The sequence below is a fragment of the Haemophilus haemolyticus genome (assembly GCF_001008205.1).
Lineage (GTDB): Bacteria > Pseudomonadota > Gammaproteobacteria > Enterobacterales > Pasteurellaceae > Haemophilus > Haemophilus haemolyticus_Q.
On the sequence record NZ_LCTK01000032.1, the window covers coordinates 1 to 21,965 of the forward strand.

General features: G+C 38.7%; 16 protein-coding genes. 6 read left to right on the forward strand and 10 right to left on the reverse strand.

Annotated features, from left to right (window positions below; translation table 11 throughout):
• Both nrdD and grpE read right to left on the reverse strand, forming a co-directional pair.
• Window positions 1–1,681, reverse strand: a 1,681-nt coding sequence (nrdD, locus tag AAX18_RS07375; RefSeq protein ID WP_046953425.1) for an anaerobic ribonucleoside-triphosphate reductase, incomplete at its 3' end; no start/stop codon positions are given.
• A gap of 315 nt (window positions 1,682–1,996) precedes the next feature.
• A complete protein-coding gene (gene grpE / locus AAX18_RS07380; RefSeq protein WP_046953426.1) occupies window positions 1,997–2,587 on the reverse strand; it encodes a nucleotide exchange factor GrpE in 591 nt (196 codons plus the stop codon).
• 100 nt (window positions 2,588–2,687) lie between these two features.
• On the opposite strand from grpE, the gene AAX18_RS07385 reads away from it, so the two are divergent.
• Window positions 2,688–3,578 carry an NAD(+) kinase gene (locus AAX18_RS07385; RefSeq protein WP_046953457.1) on the forward strand — a complete coding sequence of 297 codons (891 nt, stop codon included), beginning with the start codon at window positions 2,688–2,690 and terminating at the stop codon, window positions 3,576–3,578.
• Window positions 3,579–3,689: 111 nt separating this feature from the next.
• Window positions 3,690–5,366 carry a DNA repair protein RecN gene (gene recN, locus AAX18_RS07390; protein WP_046953427.1) on the forward strand — a complete coding sequence of 559 codons (1,677 nt, stop codon included), beginning with the start codon at window positions 3,690–3,692 and terminating at the stop codon, window positions 5,364–5,366.
• Between the two features lie 21 nt (window positions 5,367–5,387).
• On the opposite strand, the gene glnE is transcribed toward recN, so the two are convergent.
• The 8 genes from glnE to dksA form a co-directional block, all read right to left on the reverse strand.
• Window positions 5,388–8,333 carry a bifunctional [glutamate--ammonia ligase]-adenylyl-L-tyrosine phosphorylase/[glutamate--ammonia-ligase] adenylyltransferase gene (gene glnE, locus AAX18_RS07395; RefSeq protein WP_046953428.1) on the reverse strand — a complete coding sequence of 982 codons (2,946 nt, stop codon included), beginning with the start codon at window positions 8,331–8,333 and terminating at the stop codon, window positions 5,388–5,390.
• Between the two features lie 5 nt (window positions 8,334–8,338).
• The gene (miaA, locus tag AAX18_RS07400) at window positions 8,339–9,274 is read right to left on the reverse strand and encodes a tRNA (adenosine(37)-N6)-dimethylallyltransferase MiaA (protein ID WP_046953429.1); all 936 of its coding nucleotides are present in this window, start codon (window positions 9,272–9,274) and stop codon (window positions 8,339–8,341) included.
• A gap of 7 nt (window positions 9,275–9,281) precedes the next feature.
• Window positions 9,282–11,162 (reverse strand): DNA mismatch repair endonuclease MutL, encoded by a 1,881-nt coding sequence (gene mutL, locus AAX18_RS07405; RefSeq protein ID WP_046953430.1) that lies wholly within the window; start codon window positions 11,160–11,162, stop codon window positions 9,282–9,284.
• Window positions 11,163–12,536, reverse strand: a complete 1,374-nt coding sequence (locus tag AAX18_RS07410; RefSeq protein WP_046953431.1) for an N-acetylmuramoyl-L-alanine amidase — start codon at window positions 12,534–12,536, stop codon at window positions 11,163–11,165. It lies immediately after the preceding gene.
• A 7-nt stretch (window positions 12,537–12,543) separates the two neighbouring features.
• On the reverse strand, window positions 12,544–13,020 hold the full coding sequence (gene tsaE, locus AAX18_RS07415; RefSeq protein ID WP_005627897.1) for a tRNA (adenosine(37)-N6)-threonylcarbamoyltransferase complex ATPase subunit type 1 TsaE: 477 nt from the start codon (window positions 13,018–13,020) through the stop codon (window positions 12,544–12,546).
• A gap of 75 nt (window positions 13,021–13,095) precedes the next feature.
• Window positions 13,096–13,578 (reverse strand): 2-amino-4-hydroxy-6-hydroxymethyldihydropteridine diphosphokinase, encoded by a 483-nt coding sequence (gene folK / locus AAX18_RS07420; protein ID WP_046953432.1) that lies wholly within the window; start codon window positions 13,576–13,578, stop codon window positions 13,096–13,098.
• A gap of 8 nt (window positions 13,579–13,586) precedes the next feature.
• A complete protein-coding gene (gene pcnB, locus AAX18_RS07425) occupies window positions 13,587–14,945 on the reverse strand; it encodes a polynucleotide adenylyltransferase PcnB (RefSeq protein ID WP_046953458.1) in 1,359 nt (452 codons plus the stop codon).
• Window positions 14,946–15,192: 247 nt separating this feature from the next.
• On the reverse strand, window positions 15,193–15,630 hold the full coding sequence (dksA, locus tag AAX18_RS07430; RefSeq protein WP_005627987.1) for an RNA polymerase-binding protein DksA: 438 nt from the start codon (window positions 15,628–15,630) through the stop codon (window positions 15,193–15,195).
• 258 nt (window positions 15,631–15,888) lie between these two features.
• Here dksA and AAX18_RS07435 point away from each other — a divergent pair, with 258 nt between their 5' ends.
• The 4 genes from AAX18_RS07435 (at window position 15,889) to kdsB (ending at window position 21,964) form a co-directional block, all read left to right on the forward strand.
• Window positions 15,889–18,255: a DNA internalization-related competence protein ComEC/Rec2 gene (locus AAX18_RS07435; RefSeq protein WP_046953433.1), complete on the forward strand. Its 2,367-nt coding sequence runs from the start codon at window positions 15,889–15,891 to the stop codon at window positions 18,253–18,255.
• Between the two features lie 40 nt (window positions 18,256–18,295).
• Window positions 18,296–20,059, forward strand: coding sequence for a lipid A ABC transporter ATP-binding protein/permease MsbA (gene msbA / locus AAX18_RS07440; protein ID WP_005627993.1), 1,764 nt, complete (start codon window positions 18,296–18,298; stop codon window positions 20,057–20,059).
• 71 nt (window positions 20,060–20,130) lie between these two features.
• Entirely contained in the window at window positions 20,131–21,129 is a 999-nt protein-coding gene (gene lpxK / locus AAX18_RS07445; protein WP_046953434.1) for a tetraacyldisaccharide 4'-kinase, read from the forward strand.
• Window positions 21,130–21,199: 70 nt separating this feature from the next.
• Window positions 21,200–21,964, forward strand: coding sequence for a 3-deoxy-manno-octulosonate cytidylyltransferase (kdsB, locus tag AAX18_RS07450; RefSeq protein WP_005643449.1), 765 nt, complete (start codon window positions 21,200–21,202; stop codon window positions 21,962–21,964).
• Window position 21,965 lies beyond the last annotated feature (1 nt).

The following is a 21,965-nucleotide window of genomic DNA, read 5'->3' on the forward strand; positions in this document are numbered from 1 at the left end:
TTTTGGTGTCTAGACGGCAGAAGCGGTCACATAAGTTTTCACTTGGCGTGGAGTAAAGGCTGAAGGCATAGCCTGTTTCTTTTTGCCAGCGTTTTACTGCCTCACTAAGATGGCGAACAATCGCAATGCCTTTATCGCGTAATTGTTCATCATCAAAAATATGCCCTTTGTTATATAGCGCATTAATGGTTTCGTGAATACCGATATAGCCGAGCGAAATAGAGGCGCGTCCATTTTTGAAAATTTGTGCCACATTTTCATCCGCTTTTAACCGCACTCCGCATGCGCCTTCCATATAAAGAATAGGAGCGACGCGAGCTTTGGTATTTTCAAGGCGGGCAACTCGTGTCATTAATGCTTTTTTCGCAATAGACAAACGCTCATCTAAAGTGCGGTAGAAATCTTCTTCGTTTTTAGATTCCAATGCAATACGCGGTAAATTCAAACTCACCACTCCAAGATTATTACGCCCATCGTGAATTTCATGTCCGTCTTCTTCGTATGCACCTAAAAAGCTACGGCATCCCATAGGGGCTTTAAAAGAGCCTGTGACTTTGACAACTTGATCGTAATTGAGAATATCTGGATACATACGTTTTGATGCACATTCCAATGCGAGTTGTTTGATATCGTAATTCGGATCGCCTTGAGTTTGGTTCAAGCCTTTTTTGATGGTGAAAACAAGTTTTGGAAAGACTGGCGTTTTATGGTTTTTTCCGAGTCCACGAATACGATTTTTTAAAATAGCTTGCTGAATTAAGCGGGATTGCCAACTTGTACCTAAACCAAAACCAAAGGTCACAAATGGCGTTTGCCCATTCGACGTATGCAGTGTATTCACTTCATATTCTAAAGATTGGAAGGCATCGAAACACTCTTTTTCAATCAATGCTTTGGCGTAACCTTCAATATCAGGCACGTTCCATTCTTGGGCATGTTTGAGGTGTTTTTCGTAACTGATTTGCACATAAGGGGAAAGTACTTCATCAATACGGTTAATGGTTGTGCCACCGTAAATATGGCTGGCAACTTGAGCGATAATTTGTGCTGTCACTGCAGTAGCGGTGCCAATGGATTTAGGGGGTTCGATTTCCGCATTGCCCATTTTGAAACCACGAGAAAGCATGCCTTCTAAATCCACTAACATACAGTTAAACATCGGGAAGAACGGTGCGTAGTCTAAATCGTGATAATGAATTTCACCTTTTTCGTGAGCCTCTACTACATCGCGTGGAAGAATATGGTGTTTGGCATAATGTTTTGCCACAATTCCAGCAAGCAAATCACGTTGCGTTGGAATCACTTTCGCGTCTTTATTGGCATTTTCATTAAGTAATTCTACGTTGCTTTGTTCAATCAAGCCTTCAATTTCTTTTGTTAGCTGGCTACGTTTTTCTCGCGCTAAATCACGATCATGACGATATTCGATATACGCACGAGCAACCTCAGGATAACGACTTGCCATCAATTTATCTTCAACGATTTTTTGAATCTGATTAATATCAATCTCGCCTTGATGATGGGTGAATATTTCATTTCCTACTTCTTGTCCAATTTGGTGGCAATAAAATTCATCGGAAATATTGACCGCACTTGCGGCTTTTTTAATGGCATTGATGATACGTTGAATCTCAAACTCCGCACGAGAACCATCGCGCTTGATGACCCCAAAGTTACTCATGATATAGCTCCAATATATAGTGTTTTTGAAATGCGGACTGCACTATATATAGATCTAAAAAGATAATCAACACACAATATGTAGTGTTTTTAGGTGTTTTATTGTAATAGAATTTTGTTAAAGATTGATTTTATTAGAAAAATATCAAATTAAGTTGTTGAGAACTTTTCTCAAACATTTTTTGATTTTGTGAGCGAGATCAAAGTTTTTATTTTTAAAACTGAAGGGCAGTGTGAACAATAAAATTAATCATATAATTGTTATTGATGAATATAAAAAAACGGACGAAAATTCGTCCGCTCTTTTTATCATAACTTAAGCGGCCACCATTACCATCGCTGGGCGAATGACTCGACCATTTAAGGTGTAGCCTTTTTGCAATACGACGCTAATTTGATTGCTTTCAAAGCCTTCAGCAGGTTGCATTGAAATGGCTTGATGTAAATCAGGATTAAATGCTTCACCGACAACCCCCACAGCTTCCACGCCAAAACGACCAACGGTTGAAACTAATTCTTTTAAGGTCAGTTCTACGCCGTCAAATAACGCTTTTACGCTTTCATCTTCTTTATTTGCTGGAGTGGCAAGCGCACGCTCTAGGTTATCGATAGTATTCAAAATGTCTTTTGAGAATTTTTCCAATGCGAATTTATGTGCTTTTTCTACATCTTGTTCAGTTCGACGACGAAGGTTTTCAATTTCAGCACGAGAGCGAAGTAAAATATCCTGTTCTTTGTTTGCCGCTTCTTCAATTTGAGTTTTTAGCTGCTCTTCAAGTTCTTGCACTCGTGCAATCGCTTCTTCTAAAGGATCAAGTTCTTGAGAAGGCTCTGTTTGTTGTGTTTCTTCCACAACAGATTCTTCTTCTACTTCTTGGGTTTCAACTTTTTGTTCTTGTTCTGACATTTTTTTCTCCGTAAATACAAAATTCGCCATAGTCGTTAGCTATAGTTTAACAAAAAACTATATAATGACGAAAATGTTAAATTCAAGTGCAGTTTATTTTATGAATAATTTATATCGTTCCTTTAAAACCATTGGACTTGTAGGAAAACCTAGAAATGATATTAACCTACAAATGCACAAAAATTTGTTTCACTGGTTAACGGAACGCGGATATCAAGTAATGATGGAAAAAGATGTTGCTGAAAAGCTGGGGCTTCCTGCAGAAAATCTTGCAACACTTGATGAAATTGGTTGCCAAGCGCAGTTGGTTATCGTGATTGGTGGGGATGGCAATATGTTGGGGCGTGCTCGCGTATTAGCAAAATATGATATTCCATTGATTGGAATTAACCGCGGTAATTTGGGATTTTTAACAGATATTGACCCGAAAAATGCCTATGCTCAACTTGAAGCTTGTTTAGAACGCGGTGAATTCTTCGTGGAAGAACGTTTTTTATTGGAAGCAAAAATTGAGCGAGCAGGTGAAATTGTATCGACAGGCAATGCTGTGAATGAGGCGGTTATCCACCCTGCGAAAATTGCACATATGATCGATTTTCATGTGTATATCAATGATAAGTTTGCATTTTCACAACGTTCTGATGGATTAATTATTTCTACTCCAACAGGTTCTACGGCTTATTCTCTTTCTGCTGGTGGACCTATTTTGACCCCAAACCTTAATGCCATTTCGCTAGTGCCAATGTTTCCGCATACATTAACTTCTCGTCCCCTTGTTATTGATGGTGATAGCAAAATATCGATTCGTTTTGCTGAGCATAATACATCTCAATTGGAAGTGGGTTGTGATAGTCAAATAGCCTTACCTTTTACGCCTGATGACGTGGTGCATATTCAAAAAAGCGAGCATAAACTTCGCTTGCTTCATCTGAAAAATTATAATTATTACAATGTATTAAGTACCAAATTAGGTTGGTTGAAATCATTTTGATTTTTATAAAAAAGCATAGTAGAAACGCATTATTAAAATACTGTAAAAAAATCCTTTACTGTAAATTAAATCAGTTGTAATATGATTGATATACAGTTAAAGGATTTTGCTATGCTTACTCAACTTACTATCAATAATTTTGCGATTGTTCGCCAGCTTGATATCGAATTGGCGAAAGGAATGTCTGTGATTACTGGGGAAACTGGTGCCGGAAAATCTATCGCAATTGATGCTTTAGGTTTATGTTTCGGACAAAGAGTAGAAACTTCAATGGTACGCGAAGGGCAAGAACGCGCAGAAATTTGTGCAACTTTCCAACTAGAATCGCAGAATCCTGCTTATCAATGGTTGAATGATCAAGAATTACAAGATCCAGATAATCCAACTGAATGTATTTTGCGTCGTGTGATTAATGCAGACGGACGTTCTAAAGCTTTTATTAATAGTACTCCTGTATCCGCTTCTCAATTAAAAGAAATTGGTCAATATCTTGTTCATATAAATGGGCAGCATGCTTCTCAATTATTGCTAAAAAATGACTATCAGCTTCAGTTAGTTGATAATTTTTCCGCTCATCCTGAATTACTTGTGAAAATGCGTGAAGATTATCAGGCATGGAAAAATCTTCAAAATCAAGTTAAAACCTTTCAACAAAAAGTGGCAGAAAATGAAGCACGTAAACAACTTTTACAGTATCAAGTGGATGAGCTAGATGAGTTTAATCTTCGACCAAATGAATATTTGGAATTAGAAGATGAACAACGCCGTTTGTCTAGCAGTGAACAGTTAACTCAACTTTCTCAATCAGCCCTGCAAATTTTAAGTGAAAATGACACGGTAAATATCGATAGCTTGCTTTATCGTGCGACACAATATATTGATGAATTAGCTGAACTTGATCCGCAATATGCTGAAGTGCAAAGTATGTTGAATGATGCGTTGATTCAAGTGCAAGAAGCAACCAGTGAAGTGCGAAATTTATCAAGTAATATCGAGCAAGATCCTCAACTTTTACAGGAAATTGAACAGAGAATTAGTCAGGCTTTACAACTTGCTCGTAAACATCAAGTTAAACCTGAAGATCTTGTGGAACATCACAAAAAATTAAAAGCAGAATTAACCGCACTTTTAGATTTTTCTGAAAGTGAAGAGATGTTAATTGAGCAAGAAAAACTCGCATTTGAACAAATGCAAGCAACGGCTAAAGCATTAACTGCAAGTCGTCAGCAATCTGCAGCTCGCTTAGCGCAGAATGTCACGCAGTCGATAAAACAACTTGCAATGGAAAATGCTGAATTTTATGTAGAGTTGAATACGGATTTAGATAAAGTAGGATCAAACGGTGCAGATAATGTGATTTTTACTTTGCGTAGTAATTTAGGTCAACAACCTCAACCGTTAGCTAAGATTGCCTCTGGTGGTGAGCTTTCTCGTATTTCTTTGGCGATTCAAGTTTTAACTTCTGATCAATCGGCTATTCCAACGTTAATTTTCGATGAAGTGGACGTGGGCATTAGCGGAAAAACAGCCAGTGTTGTCGGAAAACTTTTACGTCAATTAAGTGAACGCTGCCAAGTGTTATGCGTAACGCACTTGCCACAGGTTGCTTGTCATGGCCATCATCAGTTCAATGTGGAAAAATTTACTGTGGATAATAAAACTGAAACGCAAATGACCGCACTTTCACAAGCTGAACGTGTACCAGCCTTGGCAAGACTCTTGGGCGGAAGTGAAATTACAGAATTAGCTTTAGCCAATGCTCAGGAAATGTTAGATTTAGTTCATTAAAAATGGGATTTAATTAGTATTTTATGAACTAAATAACTTATCCCAAAATGCTTGAATAAATGACCGCTCTTTGACAAATTCAGTTTCATCTACAACAGGGGATTTGCCAATCAAATTTAAATGGTGAATAGCATTGCGTAAATCGACATAACTTTGTTTTAAAGCGTCGCAGTCTGTTTGGCTAATAATTTTAGCCTCTGCCATATCATCGAAAATACGTACATTGTCTGACCATTTTGTCAGTTGTGGGTTTTGTGGGGCATTGGCAAGCATTAAATATTGAGCAATAAATTCAATATCAGTGATGCCACCGCGATCTGTTTTAAGATTAAATTCACCATCTTTTGAATGGGACAAATGAGTGAACATTTTTCCTCGCATCTCCACAACATCTCGCTTTAATTGTTCAAGATCTCGTGATGCAGAAAGTACTTGTTGGCGGATATGCTCAAATTTAGCTTTAAGAGATGATTCGCCAAATACAGGGCGAGCACGCACAAGCGCTTGTTTTTCCCATGTCCAAGCTTCATTTAATTGATAATGGGCAAATGCAGAAAGAGAGCAGCCAATTAAGCCAGCATCGCCAGAAGGGCGTAGGCGCATATCTGCCTCATAAAGTACGCCAGCGGAAGTATTTATGCTGAAAATACTTACAATCTTTTGTGCCAAGCGTAGGTAAAATTGATTGCTATCAATCACTTTTTTGCCACCTGTTGTTTGATTTTCTACGGCATCGTACAAAAATACGAGGTCTAAATCGGATTTATAACCGAGTTCAATACCACCCAGTTTTCCATAACCAATCACTAAAAATCCTTTTTCATTATTTTGCAAATGTTCAGGCACGCCAAATCTAGACGAAACTTGTTTCCAAGCTAGATTCACAACGACTTCAATAATCGCTTCGGCAAGATAGGTTAAATGATCGCTTACCTTCATCACTGGTAATGCCCCCAAAATATCTGCTGCGGCCACTTTTAATAGGGTTGCTTGTTTAAATTGACGTAAAGCATCAATAAGCTGTTCTTCATCATCAGGAGGTAAACGAAGCAAATATTGGTGTAACTCCGCAGGATATTGGGTAAATGGCAACGGATGGGCTAGCGCTTCTGTATTAAGCAATTCATCTAATAAGATAGGATGGCGGGCCAGTTGCTCTGAAATAAGTTGAGACTGAGCACAAAGTTCAATAACTTGCTGAAGTGCGCGAGGATTTTCCAATAATAATTCTAAATAAGTCGTGCGACTCGAAATTTTTTCAATAATGTTCAGAATTCGGGGGAGCAAAGTGCGGTAATTTTCTTGTTGAAAAATGAGTGCAAATACTGTTGGCATTAAATGACTCAAAACATCACGCCCACGCGAACCAATCACTCTGTGATTTAGGCTGTCTTTGAATTGAGAAAGCTTTTCTAAAACTTCATCAATATTATTTTCTGATACACCACTCTCTAATAATGTTTGTTCAATATCCTCAAAATCTGATTCTAAAAAATCTTGCCACTGGCTATCAGTTTGTGAAGGCTCATCTTGTTCATCACCGATTAATTGAGTAAATACCGCTCGCACTTTTTCTTGTTTTTGTTGCAAAGTGCGGTAAAAATCGTCCCAATTTTCTATTGGATAATGTTTTTCAATGGTTTGATTATTTTCATTTAAACAGGTGAATGTTTTACATGCCTCTACTAAACGAATTTGATCTATTTCATCGGTTGGTAGCGTTTGAGTTTGTTGATCGTTAATAGCTTGTAGAATGTTTTCTACGCGGCGTAGAAAAATATAACTTTCACGTAAATCGTGGAATTGTTGCTCGGTAATTAATCCTAGTTTGGTAATTTCAGGCAAGATCTTTAAGAGTGAATGTTGTTGTAGATTGATTTCTCGCCCGCCTCGAATGAGTTGAAAAACTTGCACGATAAATTCGACTTCACGAATCCCCCCTGCACCTAGTTTAATATTATCTTTCAAACCACGACGGCGTATTTCTCGCTCAATTTTGTCTTTCATTTCGCGTAAAGATTGAATCACACTAAAGTCAATATAGCGACGATACACAAAGGGGTGTAACATTTTTTGCAATTTTGAAACGTTGGGATCCTTTGTTTGTGCGCCCAATACTCGACCTTTAATCATTGCATAGCGTTCCCAATCTCTACCTTGATCTTGATAATATTGTTCCATTGCTGCAAAGCTGAGAACAAGCGCACCGCTGTCACCAAATGGGCGCAAGCGCATATCGGTTCGATACACAAAACCATCAGAAGTAAATTCATCTAAGGCAGAAATGAGGCGTTGTCCTAAACGCGTAAAAAATTTTCCATTATCCACAGAACGTCGAGCATTCGTATTCTCAACGGATGTTTCCCCTTGTGATGGATAAGTAAAAATTAAATCAATATCCGAGGAAAAATTTAGTTCAAAGCCACCTAGTTTCCCCATTCCTAGAATATAAAGCTGCTGCGGATTACCTTGTTCATCCATTGGCGTGCCCATCTCCGCACAGGCTTGATGATAAAGCCAATCGCGGGCAGCGATAATTAAACTTTCTGCAAGTTGTGAAAGCTGAACAAAAATTTCCTCAACAGTCGCAAGATTCAAACTTTGACAAAAACTTAATTTTGCCATTTCAATGTTACGGAATTGGCGTAATGTTTGATAGAGTGCAGTTTCGTCATGTACATTGGCTAACTCTCTATTCAAACGTTCAGTATAGGCAGAGCAATCTGCAAAACAGGGGGATTTTTCCCACCATTGTTTCACTAAGTGTTGGTATTTTTGCAAGACTTTTTCTACAAAGTCAGACATTGCCATAGCATAGCCTAATTGATAAACAGGCAGTTCAGGATGATTTGAATTTTGTTGAATGGCGTCGTGAATTTTTTCTGGGGAAAGTTCTGGAAAAGATTGGCACAGGATTGTGCCAAGAGATTGTAATTTTTGTTCAATGAGGGCAGAAAGTGCGGTCATTTTTTCTAACCTTTTTGATAAGAATCTAAGTGACGTAATACGGTTTCTTTCGCTTGTTGAGGTTGCAAACTATCCAGCCATTGTATTGGTGTTTTCCAACCGCGCAGCCAAGTGAGCTGACGTTTTGCAAGTTGGCGCGTAGCGCAAATACCTCGGAAAATCATTTCTTCGTGATCGTAATCACCTTGCAAATATTCCCACATTTGACGATAGCCTACACATCGAATTGACGGTAGATTAATATTTAAATCGCCACGCGTATAAAGTTTTTCTACCTCTTCTTGAAAGCCCAGTTCAATCATTTTATGAAAGCGTTGTTCAATACGGTCATGCAAAATATGACGATCTTGCGGCGCAATTGCAAATTGCACAAAATCATAAGGTAAGGCTTCGCCTTTTTCTTCCGTCAGCTCCGTGAGTGACTTTCCTGTGATGTAAAAAACTTCTAAAGCACGATTGATTCGTTGAGAATCGCTCGGATTAATTCGGGCGGCAGAAATAGGATCGATTTTGGCGAGTTCTGTATGCAATGCGGCCCAACCTTGTTGAGCTGCTTTTTGTTCAAGCTCGGCGCGAATATTTTCATCAGCAGAAGGCAAGGGAGAAAGCCCTTCAATTAATGCTTTGTAATACAACATCGTACCGCCCACTAGTAACGGAATTTTGCCTTGTGCGGTAATATCCGCCATTTCGCGTAGCGCATCATCGCGGAAATTCATTGCGGAATAGCTTTCTGAAGGATCTAAAATATCAATCAAACGGTGAGGGGCAAGGTCAAGTTCTTCTTTTGATGGTTTTGCTGTGCCAATATCCATTCCTTTATAAATGAGCGCTGAATCTACACTAATCACTTCGACTGGAAGCGAGCTTCGTAGTTGAATGGCTAAATCTGTTTTACCTGAGGCTGTAGGGCCCATTAAAAAAATTGCGGTTGGTTTCATGAAGAATCTAAATTTCGTCTAATAAAGGCTGCCAGTTAACAGGTTTTAGCAACTGGGTGAATGCCGAGCGATTTACTTGAGTTAGTAAACGTTCCGTATCGCTTAATAAATTGAGTGCATCCGCTAAAGCGTTAAAGGTTTTACATTCTAATTGTGCGCAAAGTGCGGTTAAAAATGATGATGAATTTTCATCTCTAGTCAGCATTGCCATCACGCATTTTTGTAGATTTTGTGTACGCAATACACTTGGCACTTTATTTAAGGTTAAGCGTAATTGTGCTTGATTTTCGATAAATTCAAAGCCAATTTTTTTGAAGTTATCTGAATATTGTTGCCATGTTTGAAATTGTGCTTCCGTTAAACGAAATACGATTGGAATCAACAATGGCTGTTGTTCAATGTGTATTTGTTGTAAAGCCAATTGCCATTGCAAGCGTTGTAATTTCTCCAATGAAAGCAAAAAGAAATCTTGGTTCTGTTGTAATAACAACGCGCGATTTTCAATAAGTGAAAGGGCGCGCAGATGTGATGAGCACTCAATTATTTCAGTTGAGATGATTTTAGCTGTATCTGAAATATTTTGTTGTGATATATCCTTTTGCTCTGTAGGCGGTAATGTACGTAACAATTCACCATATAAACGTTGCTTAGTTTTACTCGGTGCATCAGAACGGTAATCTCGATAACCAGTATTTACATGATTTGACAACACTGGTGTGTTAGAAAAGTGCGGTTGATTTTGCTGTGGTTTTTCATGATATTGTGACGCAAAGATATTTTGCCCCGCAGCTGCACGATTAGGGCGAATACTGTAATTTGGTTGGGGTTCACGCACCGTATTTTCTTCGTGATTTTCTACCGCACTTTGGTCTGTGTGCCAATTAAGTTGTTCTTGATTGTTTAGTGCATGGCTGATGCCTTCGTAAATGAAATCATGAATGAGGCGTTGTTGGTGAAAGCGCACTTCATGTTTGGTTGGATGAACATTGACATCCACATCATGCGGGTTTAAGTCAATAAACAACACAAACGCAGGATAAGCATCGGTTGGTAAATATTGTGCATAGGCTTGTCGAATAGCATGACTGATCACTTTATCTCGAACCATTCGGCCATTAATATAGCAATAACTTAAATCATTTTGAGTTCGGCTAAAATTTGGTGTGGCTACCCAGCCCGATAAGTGTAAATCATCGTGTTTCCAATCAATTCGTAAGGCATTTTTGACAAAATCATCCCCACAAATAGCGGCGACACGTTTTAGTTGCTGATTGAGCGCTTCAGCAGGACGATATTGACGGATAATTTTCCCATTATGCGTTAATGTAAATGCCGTATTAAATTTTGTTAAAGCAATGCGGCGAATGACTTCATCAATATGAGCAAATTCCGTTTTATCTGTGCGCAAAAATTTTCGACGGGCTGGCGTGTTGAAAAAAAGATTGGCGACTTCAACCGTTGTGCCGACAGGATGTGATGCGGGTTTGATTGTGGTTTCCATATCACGACCTTGCGCATAAACTTGCCACGCTTCAGTTTGCGCTTCGGTGCGAGAGGTGAGCGTTAAGCGAGATACCGAGCTGATACTCGCCAATGCTTCGCCACGAAACCCTAAACTTAAAATGGCTTCTAGATCGTCAAGATCGGCTATTTTACTCGTAGCATGTCGTGCCAAAGCAAGACTTAATTCTTCTTTTGGAATACCACAGCCATTGTCACGAATGCGGATTAAATTTGCCCCACCATTTTCGATATCGATTTGGATTTTATTTGCACCTGCATCAAGGCTATTTTCCACTAATTCTTTCACCACAGACGCAGGGCGTTCTACTACTTCACCAGCAGCAATTTGGTTAGCAAGTTGTGGGGAAAGAATTTTAATTGGCATTTATTTTTCTCTTAATTTAATTTTTTGTCCGCTCAGGGCTTTACCATCTTTTAATTTTGGATTCAGCTTTAAAATTTGGTTGACTGAAATATTGTATTCTCGTGATACAGCATAGATTGTCTGATCTTTTTGAATGACATGGTAAAGCGGAATTTCTTTTTTTTCATCATCCGATTTTTTAGTGGATGAGGTTTCCTCTTTTTTCATTTTATTTGAGGATTTATTTTTATCCGTTTTATTTTCTGATTTTTCTATTTTTGGATTGTTGGTTTTTTCAGTCGTTTTCTCTGTCTTTTTCACCGCACTTTCTTTATTTTTTGATGAATTTGTTTTGTCATCTTGTGCTTTCTGAGTTTTTCCATTATCTGGAATTTTGATGGTTTCTCCAATCCAAAGCGCTTCGCGTTTTAATTTATTTAACGCCACAATGTCAGCCACTTTGACATCGTATTTATTCGCAAGGCTTCCTAAACTTTCCCCATTTTTGACTGTATGGCGAAGGCCGCTATCTTTCACTGCGTTTTCATTGGCATTTTTATCGGAAGTGCGGTCATTTTTTTCAGTATTTTTTGTATCATTTTGTTTGCTATTCTGAACAATATCATCACTAATGAAAGATTTGGCTTTTCCGCCGCGGAAAACCACTAATCCCTCATAAATCATATAGGCGATACGACGGCGATAAGCTGGAGAGTTAAGTTTTTGTTCTTCGTCAGAATTTGATAGAAAACCTGTTTCCACTAATACGGAAGGAATATCGGGCGAACGTAAAACGCCAAGGCTTGCATGTTGAGGAATGCTGCGGCTTAAGGTTGTCACTTTTGAAAAATGACTTAAGATATGTTTGCCAAGTTCATAACCAGTACGTTGGCTATGACCAAATTGTAAATCAAGCACAGTTTGATCAAGATATTTATCGTTATTGTGTGAAAGCACTTTTCCTGCGCCACCGAGTAGTTCAGAGCGTTTTTCATCGTCTTCTAACCATTGACCCATTTCATCATTAGCTCGACGGTTTGATAACACCCACACGGAGGCGCCGCGGCGCTCAGGTGATTCAGATGAATCCGCATGAATGGAAATGAGATAATTCGCTTTAAATTTACGTGCGATTTCTGAACGTTCAGGCACGGAAATATAGTAATCGCCGCTGCGCGTTAATACGCCGCGAAAATTTGGATCTTTATCGAGTAAGGCTTTTAATTCTTTTGCAATCGAAAGAGTGACATTTTTTTCATAAATGCCCAAATTTCGGCTGATTGCACCGGGATCTTTTCCCCCATGACCTGGGTCAATCGCAATCGTAATTGGGGCTGCAAAAAGAGAGAAGCTAAACGTTGAGAAAAAAAGAAAAAATAAAATTTTTGTTTTCATAAATAAATTAATTAGAGAATGCTTTTATAATATTTTTACCTAAGTTCGTTTGTGCGACTAATTCAATATTTCGTGCATCATCGTAATAATCAATATTTACTAAAATATCTGCTTCCGGCAATATGCCTTGGCCTTTTTCAGACCATTCAATTAAGCAAATGCTATCAGTATTAAAATAATCTCTAATACCCATAAATTCTAGCTCTTCAGGATCTGCTAAACGATATAAATCAAAATGATAAATCATTTTACCTGCAATATTGTATTCTTCAACCAGCGTATAAGTTGGGCTTTTTACATTACCCTGATGGCCGATACCTTGCAGCATTCCGCGTGTTAGCGTTGTTTTTCCTGCACCAAGATCACCGTTAAGATAAACCATAATTGCTTTTTCTGTATGCAATTTTAAAAGAATTTCCGCAAATTTTTTGCCGAAGCGGAGCATAGAAAATTCATCAGGGATATATTGAGTCAAGCTTTCCATAACGGGTCATGAATGAAGAAAAATGTGGGCAGATTCTACCGCACTTTTGAGGTTCATAAAAGTGCGGTGAAATTTCTAGGGATTTAATTTTACCATTTCATGGTCATCAAATTGCTTGACCAAATCTGCTAGTAGTTGAGTGTTAGGTAAGACCAAATCCGATGCGATTTCAAATAACGGCACGATGACAAACTCTCGGTTATGCATATCATAATGAGGAATTGTTAGGCGTTCGTTTTGAATGATTTCGTTGCCGTAAAGCAAAATATCCAAATCTAATGTACGCTCACCCCAGCGACGTAAACGTACTCGACCTTGCTCATTTTCAATGCGTTGCAATTCATCCAATAGCGCAAGCGGGCTAAGTTCGGTTTTAATTTTTGCAACAGCATTCACATAATCGGGTTGATCTTGTGGGCCGAGCGGTTTACTTTTATAAAAAGAGCTCGTCGTTACCAAATGCGTGTTTGGTAACTGACTTATCGCTTTAAGCGCAGCATGTAATTGTTCCACTGGGGTGTTTAAATTGCTACCTAGGGCAATATATGCAGTAATCATCTTTTCCCTTATTCTGCTGAGCGTGTTGTTTTACGACGGCGTGGACGGTAGTATTTTTTCTTTGGTTTGGGATGTAAGCGTTGTTGCTCGTGTACCAACTGCTCGCGCTGTTCACCATTGCTGAATTGATATTCGTGCCACCATTTGGCTAATTTAATCGTTTCGCCACCTTCAATTTCCGCACGCATAGCCAGTAAATCAAAGCCAGCACGGAATTTTGGATGTTCCATGGTACGCATTGGTGCTGAACCTGTACGTTTTAATAATTGCAGTTGTAAGAACCAAATATCACGAATGACCGCAGTATGACGACGTGGTGCAGCCAAAGCGCGACAGAATAAATCTAAAACTTCATTACCCGCTAAAGCATAAGCATCATGATTATTTAAACCACCTTCATTTTTTAAAATTTCCACTTTTTCGCGTAATGGATACCAGAAAAATGCTGCAAATAAGAATGCTGGATTAATACGAAGTTTATCCGCAACACGTTCATCCGTAGATGTAAGTGCGGTGACGATCATGCGTTCTGCAAAACTATCTTCTTTCTCTGTAAAATATGCGCTTAATGCAGGGAAAAGTTGTTCAAATAAACCATATTGGCGTAATAAACGATAGGTTTTTATCCCTTGTCCTGCTTGTAATAATTTTAAACTTTCGTCAAATAAGCGGGCTGGCGGAATATTTTTTAATAAAGGCGCAAGTTCACGAATTGGTTGTTCGCTTGGTTTTTCAAGGAACATATCAAGTTTTGCCATGAAACGAATTGAGCGTAGCATGCGCACAGGATCTTCTTGATAACGCGTAACTGGATCGCCGATTAAGCGTAGTTTTCCCGCTTTGAGATCATGAATACCATCAAAATAATCACGTAAGGTATTGTCTTGTGGATTGTAATACAGCGCATTGACCGTAAAGTCTCGGCGTTCTGCATCTTGTTCGATTGTGCCGTAAACATTATCGCGCAGTAACATGCCTTCATTGCTCTGCTTAGCTTGATTTTCATTGCGAGCATCACTGTGATTGGCACGGAAAGTGGCGACTTCAATAATATCTCGACCAAACATAATATGTGCTAATCGGAAACGGCGACCCACTAAACGACATTGGCGTTGGAAAATATTTTGGATTTGCTCAGGACGGGCGTTTGTTGCAACATCAAAATCTTTTGGTTTTTTTCCGAGCAATAAATCACGGATACATCCGCCGACGATATAAGCTTCGAAATCTTGACGTTGCAGTTTTTCCACTACGGTCAGTGCATTACGGCTAAAATCACGCGGTGAAATATCAAATTGAGCCGCTTTAATCACATTTTTATCGTAGCGGTGTGTTTGTTCTGATTTTTTTGCCCGCGCTTTTGGCATTTGAGTATTAGAACGCTCAACTCGTTTAGAATGAGCACTTGTTTTGGCAACCTCTTTTGATTTTTTTGTCTTCTTGCCAAACAAATTTTTGATATAAGTAAGAATAATTTGCTCCGTTTTTTAGTTGGAAATAAATGGCTTAGCTCTTTTTCTGTAAAGAAAAAGGTAAGGAGATTTTTCCGCATTTTTAAATGTAAAAAAGTGCGGCTAATTTTAACCACACTTTTATATTTTTCAATAGAATGAATTAACCAGCGACCTGTTTTTCGCGGATTTCAGCTAACGTTTTGCAATCAATGCAAAGATCTGCTGTTGGGCGTGCTTCTAAACGGCGAATGCCAATTTCTTCACCACAACAATCGCAGTAACCGAAATCATCTGTATCAAGTTTTTTCAAGGTTGCTTCAATTTTTTTCATTAGTTTACGTTCGCGATCGCGATTACGTAATTCTAGACTGAATTCCTCTTCCTGAGTTGCTCGGTCTGCGGGATCGGGGAAATTGGTCACTTCATCCTGCATATGTGCAACGGTGCGAGAAGCTTCTTCCACGATTTGCTCGTGCCAAGCATTAAGAATTTTTCTGAAATGAAGAATTTGATCTTCACTCATATATTCTTCATCTTTTTTCATTTGATAAGGCTTAACGCCTGCTAAATCTAGCAAGCTCAATGATGCTTTTGACATCTCTCACTCCTAATACATACAGAATTTAAGCGTGGACTTCACGACTTCCTGTCTTGTTATTTTAGTTTGTTCCTGACAGCACGTTTAGGAACCCAATTTTTGAGGGCGCTATAAATATCAGAAGTTGTTTGTTTTAGCAAGTAAGTTTTCCTGAAAAAGTTATTTTTACGATACGGATCGCAAAATTTTAAGCAACCGTTTGCATATTTAAATAAAACTAGCCTAGGCTTAGAGAGATAGGAATTAATCTTTTAAAAAATGAAATTAAACTTAATAACTTTAGCTGTCTTGTTGATTATTGCGGATTTAACGTTGTTATTTCTACCACAACCGTTGCTATTGTCTTGGCAAGTTGCTCTGGTTATTGCGCTTGCCTTGATTTTTCTTTTTATCTTTGTGCGCAGAAACTTTTTGGTTTTTCTTGCTTTTTTTGTTGTTTCTCTCGGTTATACGCATCATTCAGCACTCAGCTTGTTACAACATGCCCAAAGTATTACCGCTCAAAAACAAGTGGTGACGTTTGAGATTCAAGAAATTTTGCACCAGCGGGATTATCAAACGCTTATCGCAACAGCAACATTGGCGGGTAACTTGCGAGCGCAACGAATTTTTTTAAATTGGAAGGCAAAAGAGGTGCCTCAATTATCCGAAATTTGGCAAGCGGAAATTTCCTTACGCACACTTTCTGCGCGATTAAATTTTGGTGGATTTGATCGGCAACAATGGTATTTTTCAAAGGGGATTACTGCTATTGGAACCGTAAAACGTGCGGTGAAAATTTCTGATGTTTCATCATTGCGCGCAGAAAAATTGCAACAAGTAAAGAAGCAAACGGAAGGATTATCTCTACAAGGTTTATTGATCGCGTTAGCTTTTGGTGAACGGGCTTGGTTAGATAAAAACACTTGGTCAATTTACCAACAAACGAATACCGCACATCTTATTGCTATTTCTGGCTTACATATTGGGTTGGCTATGGGGATTGGATTTTGCTTGGCGCGTGTTGTGCAAGTATTTTACCCCACCCGTTTTATTCATCCTTATTTTCCTTTAGTTTTTGGTGTTTTATTTGCTTTAATTTATGCGTATTTGGCTGGTTTTAGCGTGCCCACTTTTCGTGCCATTTCAGCACTTGTTTTCGTTTTATTCATTCAAATAATGAGGCGACATTATTCGCCCCTTCAGCTTTTTACATTGGTTGTCGGATTCTTGCTTTTCTGCGATCCATTAATGCCGCTTTCGGCCAGTTTTTGGCTTTCTTGTGGTGCAGTTGGTTGTTTAATTGTCTGGTATCGTTATGTGCCTTTTTCTCTTTTTCAATGGAAAAATCGACCCTTTTCACCAAAAGTGCGGTGGATTTTGAGTTTATTTCATTTGCAATTTGGGCTATTGCTCTTTTTTACGCCTTTGCAACTTTTTATATTTAATGGCTTATCGCTGAGTGGGTTTTTAGCCAATCTTATGGCTGTACCACTTTATAGCTTTTTCCTCGTGCCATTGATTTTATTTGCTGTTTTTACTAACGGTGCGGTTTTTTCTTGGCAACTTGCAAATAAGCTAGCCGAAGGAATTACTTGGTTAATTTCTGCTTTTCAAGGGAATTGGTTAAATGTTTCATTTAATTTAGCGCTGGTTCTAACCGCACTTTGTGCGGGAATGTTTATGTTAATTATTTGGAGTATTTACCGAGAACCCGAGATTTCATCATCAACCAGGCAAGTAAAACGAGCAAGATTTTTTACATTAAATCTTAGTAAACCTTTGCTAAAAGATGAGCGAATCAACGTTTTGCGATGTTCTTTCGGCATTATGTCGCTTTGTTTTATGATTTTGTTGTTTAAACAATTGAGCAAGCCAACTTGGCAGGTAGATACTTTAGATGTGGGGCAAGGCTTGGCAACGTTGATTGTGAAAAATGGTAAAGGGATTCTCTATGATACAGGCCCAGCATGGCAAAGTGGAAATATGGCTGAATTAGAAATTTTGCCTTATTTGCAAAGAGAAGGGATTACTTTGGAAAAGTTGATTTTGAGCCACGATGATAACGATCATGCAGGTGGTGCTTCGGCAATTTTAAAGACGTATCCCAATGTGGAATTTATTACCCCTTCACAAAGAAATTATTGGGAAAATTACCGCACTTTTTGTACTGCTGGACGTGATTGGGATTGGCAAGAGCTACATTTTCAAATACTTTCGCCGCATTCTATTGTGGAGCGAGCAGATAATGCCCATTCTTGTGTGATTTTAGTCGATGATGGAAAGCATAGCGTTTTGCTAACTGGCGATGCTGAAGTAAAAAATGAGCAAATTTTTGCCCGCACTTTAGGAAAAATTGATATGTTACAAGTGGGGCATCATGGGAGTAAAACATCGACAAGTGAATACTTGCTTTCTCAGATTAGACCAGATGTGGCGATTATTTCTAGTGGACGTTGGAATCCGTGGAAATTCCCTCATTATTCGGTTATAGAAAGGCTTCAACGCTATAAAAGTGCGGTAGAAAATACCGCTATTTCAGGGCAAGTACGGGTAAATTTTTTTAAAGACCGATTAGAAATCCAACAAGCACGCACAGAATTTTCCCCTTGGTATGCGCGTGTAATTGGATTCTCGAGCGAATAAAAGGTACAATGCGCGCAATTTTTACCATTAGATAGTGATTATGCAAGAGCAAAAATTACAAGAAAATGATTTTTCAACCTTACAAACGTTTAAGCGTTTATGGCCAACAATTAAACCTTTTAAAGCGGGTTTAGTGGTAGCTGCTATCGCATTGGTGCTTAATGCTTTGGCAGATTCAGGCCTTATTTATTTATTAAAACCTTTGCTAGATGATGGATTCGGTAAGGCGGATCATTCATTTTTGAAAATGATGGCTGTGGTCGTCGTGGGAATGATTTTTTTGCGTGGGATCTCTAACTTTATTTCTAATTATTGTTTAGCATGGGTGTCAGGCAAAGTTGTGATGACAATGCGTCGCTGCTTGTTTAAACATTTGATGTTTATGCCTGTGAGTTTCTTTGACAGAAATTCAACGGGTAAATTACTTTCTCGTATCACTTATGATTCGGAGATGATTGCAAGTTCTTCTTCAGGATCTTTGATTACAATTGTGCGAGAAGGAGCATATATTATTTCGCTATTGGCCGTAATGTTTTACACAAGCTGGGAATTAACGCTTGTGTTATTTGTTATCGGGCCAATTATTGCGGTATTGATCACTATCGTTTCAAAAATTTTCCGTAAATTGAGTAAGAATTTACAAGATTCAATGGGGGAATTGACAGCGACGACCGAGCAAATGTTGAAAGGACATAAAGTCGTGCTTTCTTTTGGTGGTCAGCTTGTCGAGGAAGAACGTTTTAATAAAGTCAGTAACAATATGCGTCGTAAAGGTATGAAAATGGTCACCGCAGATTCCATTTCCGATCCTGTTGTGCAGATTATTGCTTCTCTTGCTTTGGCGGCAGTATTGTTTTTAGCGACTACTCCATTGATTGCGGAAGATAACCTAAGTGCGGGTTCTTTTACGGTGGTTTTCTCATCTATGTTGGCGATGATGCGTCCATTAAAATCTTTAACCAATGTAAACTCTCAATTCCAACGTGGAATGGCAGCCTGTCAAACTTTATTTGCCATTTTAGATTTAGAACCAGAAAAAGATAACGGTACTTATAAAGCAGAACCTGCGAAGGGTGCACTGGAATTTAAAAATGTGAGTTTTGCATATCCAGGAAAAGAGGAACTTGCATTAAATAATATTTCTTTTAGCGTGCCTGCAGGAAAAAACGTTGCTTTGGTTGGTCGTTCTGGATCGGGTAAATCAACTATTGCTAATTTAGTGACCCGTTTTTACGATATTGAGCAAGGTGAAATTTTACTGGATGGCGTAAATATCCAAGATTATCGTTTATCTAATTTACGCGAAAACTGCGCTGTGGTTTCTCAACAAGTCCATTTATTTAACGATACCATTGCGAATAATATTGCTTATGCAGCGCAGGATAAGTATTCTCGCGAAGAAATTATTGCAGCAGCAAAAGCGGCTTATGCTTTAGAGTTTATCGAAAAATTACCACAAGGTTTTGATACGGTCATTGGTGAAAACGGTGCTAGCTTATCCGGTGGGCAACGTCAACGTTTAGCGATTGCTCGTGCTTTATTGCGTAATTCTCCAGTATTAATTTTAGATGAAGCTACATCTGCACTAGATACAGAATCAGAACGAGCAATTCAATCTGCATTAGATGAATTGAAGAAAGATCGTACTGTTATCGTAATCGCTCATCGTTTATCAACCATTGAAAATGCGGATGAAATTCTTGTGATTGATCATGGTGAAATTCGTGAGCGTGGTAACCATAAGGCATTGCTTGAACAAAATGGTGCCTATAAACAATTACACAGTATGCAGTTTAGTGGCTAATTTATTGATTATCGAAAACGCGAGTTGAAAAACTCGCGTTATTTATCCGCACTTATTAGAAAGGATTTTCTATGCCCTTCTGGTATTCCAACTCCAAACTTATTTGGCTCTTATCGCCTTTTTCTTTATTGTTTTGGTTGATTAGCCAACTTCGTCGCGCCTTATTCTCTTTGGGGATAAAATCTTCTTATCGCGCACCAAAACCGGTGATAATTGTGGGAAATTTGTCTGTTGGTGGAAATGGCAAAACGCCTGTGGTTGTTTGGCTTGTGGAAGAATTAAAAAAACGAGGTTTGCGCGTAGGTGTGATTTCTCGTGGTTACGGCAGTAAATCTAAAACTTATCCGTTATTTGTCACTGAAAATACGAATCCAATTGAAGGTGGCGATGAGCCAGTATTGATCGCGAAACGAACCAATGCGCCAGTAGTGATTTCCCCGAATCGCCAGCAAGCGATTGAATTACTCTTAAGCCAAGCAGAGTGCGATATTATTATTTCTGATGATGGTTTACAGCATTATAAATTACAGCGTGATTTAGAAATTGTCGTAATGGACGCTGAGCGTGCATTAGGAAATGGTTTTGTATTGCCTGTAGGCCCATTGCGTGAATTACCAAGTCGATTAAAATCCGTAGATTTTGTGATCACTAATGGTGGACAAAATCAGTATTCAGATGCGGTTATGCGTCTTGTGCCTCATTTCGCGATTAATTTAAAAACCAATGAAAAACGCCAATTAAAGGAATTTCAATCAGGTTTTGCCATTGCAGGGATTGGCAATCCACAGCGTTTTTTTACTATGTTAGAAAAGTTAGGGATTCAATTACAGAAAACTCAAGCATTTCAAGATCATCAACATTTTGAAGCGTCTCAATTAGAAAAAATTGCTGAAAATCAACCGCTCTTTATGACGGAAAAAGATGCCGTAAAATGCCAATCTTTTGCCAAAGATAATTGGTGGTATGTCCCTGTGGATGCGGAGATTATTGAGGCTGAAAAACAAAGTGAAAATTTACCGCTCTTTTGGGACAAAATAGACAAACTTGTGGCGCAATATAGAAATGGCTGAAAGAATTAATCTCCAGTTGTTTTGATTACTTGCCGATAAAGCTGAAATATTAAAGAATAAGGAATAAATTATGTCATTTACTGTGATTATCCCCGCTCGTTTTGCATCAAGTCGTTTGCCTGGAAAACCTCTTGCTGATATTGCGGGTAAGCCAATGATTCAACATGTATTTGAGAAAGCGTTGCAGTCTGGGGCGAGCCGAGTGATTATTGCCACCGATAATGAAAATGTGGCTGATGTTGCCAAAAGTTTTGGTGCGGAAGTGTGTATGACTTCGGTTAATCATAATTCTGGTACAGAACGTTTAGCGGAAGTTGTAGAAAAATTAGCGATTCCTGACAATGAAATCATTGTCAATATTCAAGGGGATGAGCCTTTGATTCCTCCCGTTATCGTGCGACAAGTGGCAGATAATTTAGCAAAATTTAACGTGAACATGGCAAGCCTTGCGGTAAAAATTCATGATGCTGAGGAATTATTCAATCCAAATGCAGTGAAAGTGTTAACAGATAAAGAGGGCTATGTACTGTATTTTTCTCGTTCGGTTATTCCTTACGATCGTGATCAGTTTATGAATTTACAGGATGTTCAGAAAGTACAGCTTGCGGATGCTTACTTACGTCATATTGGTATTTACGCGTATCGTGCGGGTTTCATAAAACAATATGTGCAATGGGCACCGACTCAACTTGAAAATCTAGAAAAACTTGAGCAGCTTCGTGTGTTATATAACGGCGAACGCATTCATGTGGAACTTGCGAAAGAAGTGCCAGCAGTGGGGGTGGATACCGCTGAAGATTTGGAAAAAGTGCGGGCAATTTTAGCGGCGAATTAAA

What these genes read in the sequence shown, in the direction of transcription:
- grpE (WP_046953426.1), bottom strand. Translation starts at nt 2,587, where the DNA reads ATGTCAGAACAAGAACAAAAAGTTGAAACCCAAGAAGTAGAAGAAGAA.
- AAX18_RS07385 (WP_046953457.1), top strand. Translation starts at nt 2,688, where the DNA reads ATGAATAATTTATATCGTTCCTTTAAAACCATTGGACTTGTAGGAAAA.
- recN (WP_046953427.1), top strand. Translation starts at nt 3,690, where the DNA reads ATGCTTACTCAACTTACTATCAATAATTTTGCGATTGTTCGCCAGCTT.
- glnE (WP_046953428.1), bottom strand. Translation starts at nt 8,333, where the DNA reads ATGACCGCACTTTCTGCCCTCATTGAACAAAAATTACAATCTCTTGGC.
- miaA (WP_046953429.1), bottom strand. Translation starts at nt 9,274, where the DNA reads ATGAAACCAACCGCAATTTTTTTAATGGGCCCTACAGCCTCAGGTAAA.
- mutL (WP_046953430.1), bottom strand. Translation starts at nt 11,162, where the DNA reads ATGCCAATTAAAATTCTTTCCCCACAACTTGCTAACCAAATTGCTGCT.
- AAX18_RS07410 (WP_046953431.1), bottom strand. Translation starts at nt 12,536, where the DNA reads ATGAAAACAAAAATTTTATTTTTTCTTTTTTTCTCAACGTTTAGCTTC.
- tsaE (WP_005627897.1), bottom strand. Translation starts at nt 13,020, where the DNA reads ATGGAAAGCTTGACTCAATATATCCCTGATGAATTTTCTATGCTCCGC.
- folK (WP_046953432.1), bottom strand. Translation starts at nt 13,578, where the DNA reads ATGATTACTGCATATATTGCCCTAGGTAGCAATTTAAACACCCCAGTG.
- pcnB (WP_046953458.1), bottom strand. Translation starts at nt 14,945, where the DNA reads ATGCCAAAAGCGCGGGCAAAAAAATCAGAACAAACACACCGCTACGAT.
- dksA (WP_005627987.1), bottom strand. Translation starts at nt 15,630, where the DNA reads ATGTCAAAAGCATCATTGAGCTTGCTAGATTTAGCAGGCGTTAAGCCT.
- AAX18_RS07435 (WP_046953433.1), top strand. Translation starts at nt 15,889, where the DNA reads ATGAAATTAAACTTAATAACTTTAGCTGTCTTGTTGATTATTGCGGAT.
- msbA (WP_005627993.1), top strand. Translation starts at nt 18,296, where the DNA reads ATGCAAGAGCAAAAATTACAAGAAAATGATTTTTCAACCTTACAAACG.
- lpxK (WP_046953434.1), top strand. Translation starts at nt 20,131, where the DNA reads ATGCCCTTCTGGTATTCCAACTCCAAACTTATTTGGCTCTTATCGCCT.
- kdsB (WP_005643449.1), top strand. Translation starts at nt 21,200, where the DNA reads ATGTCATTTACTGTGATTATCCCCGCTCGTTTTGCATCAAGTCGTTTG.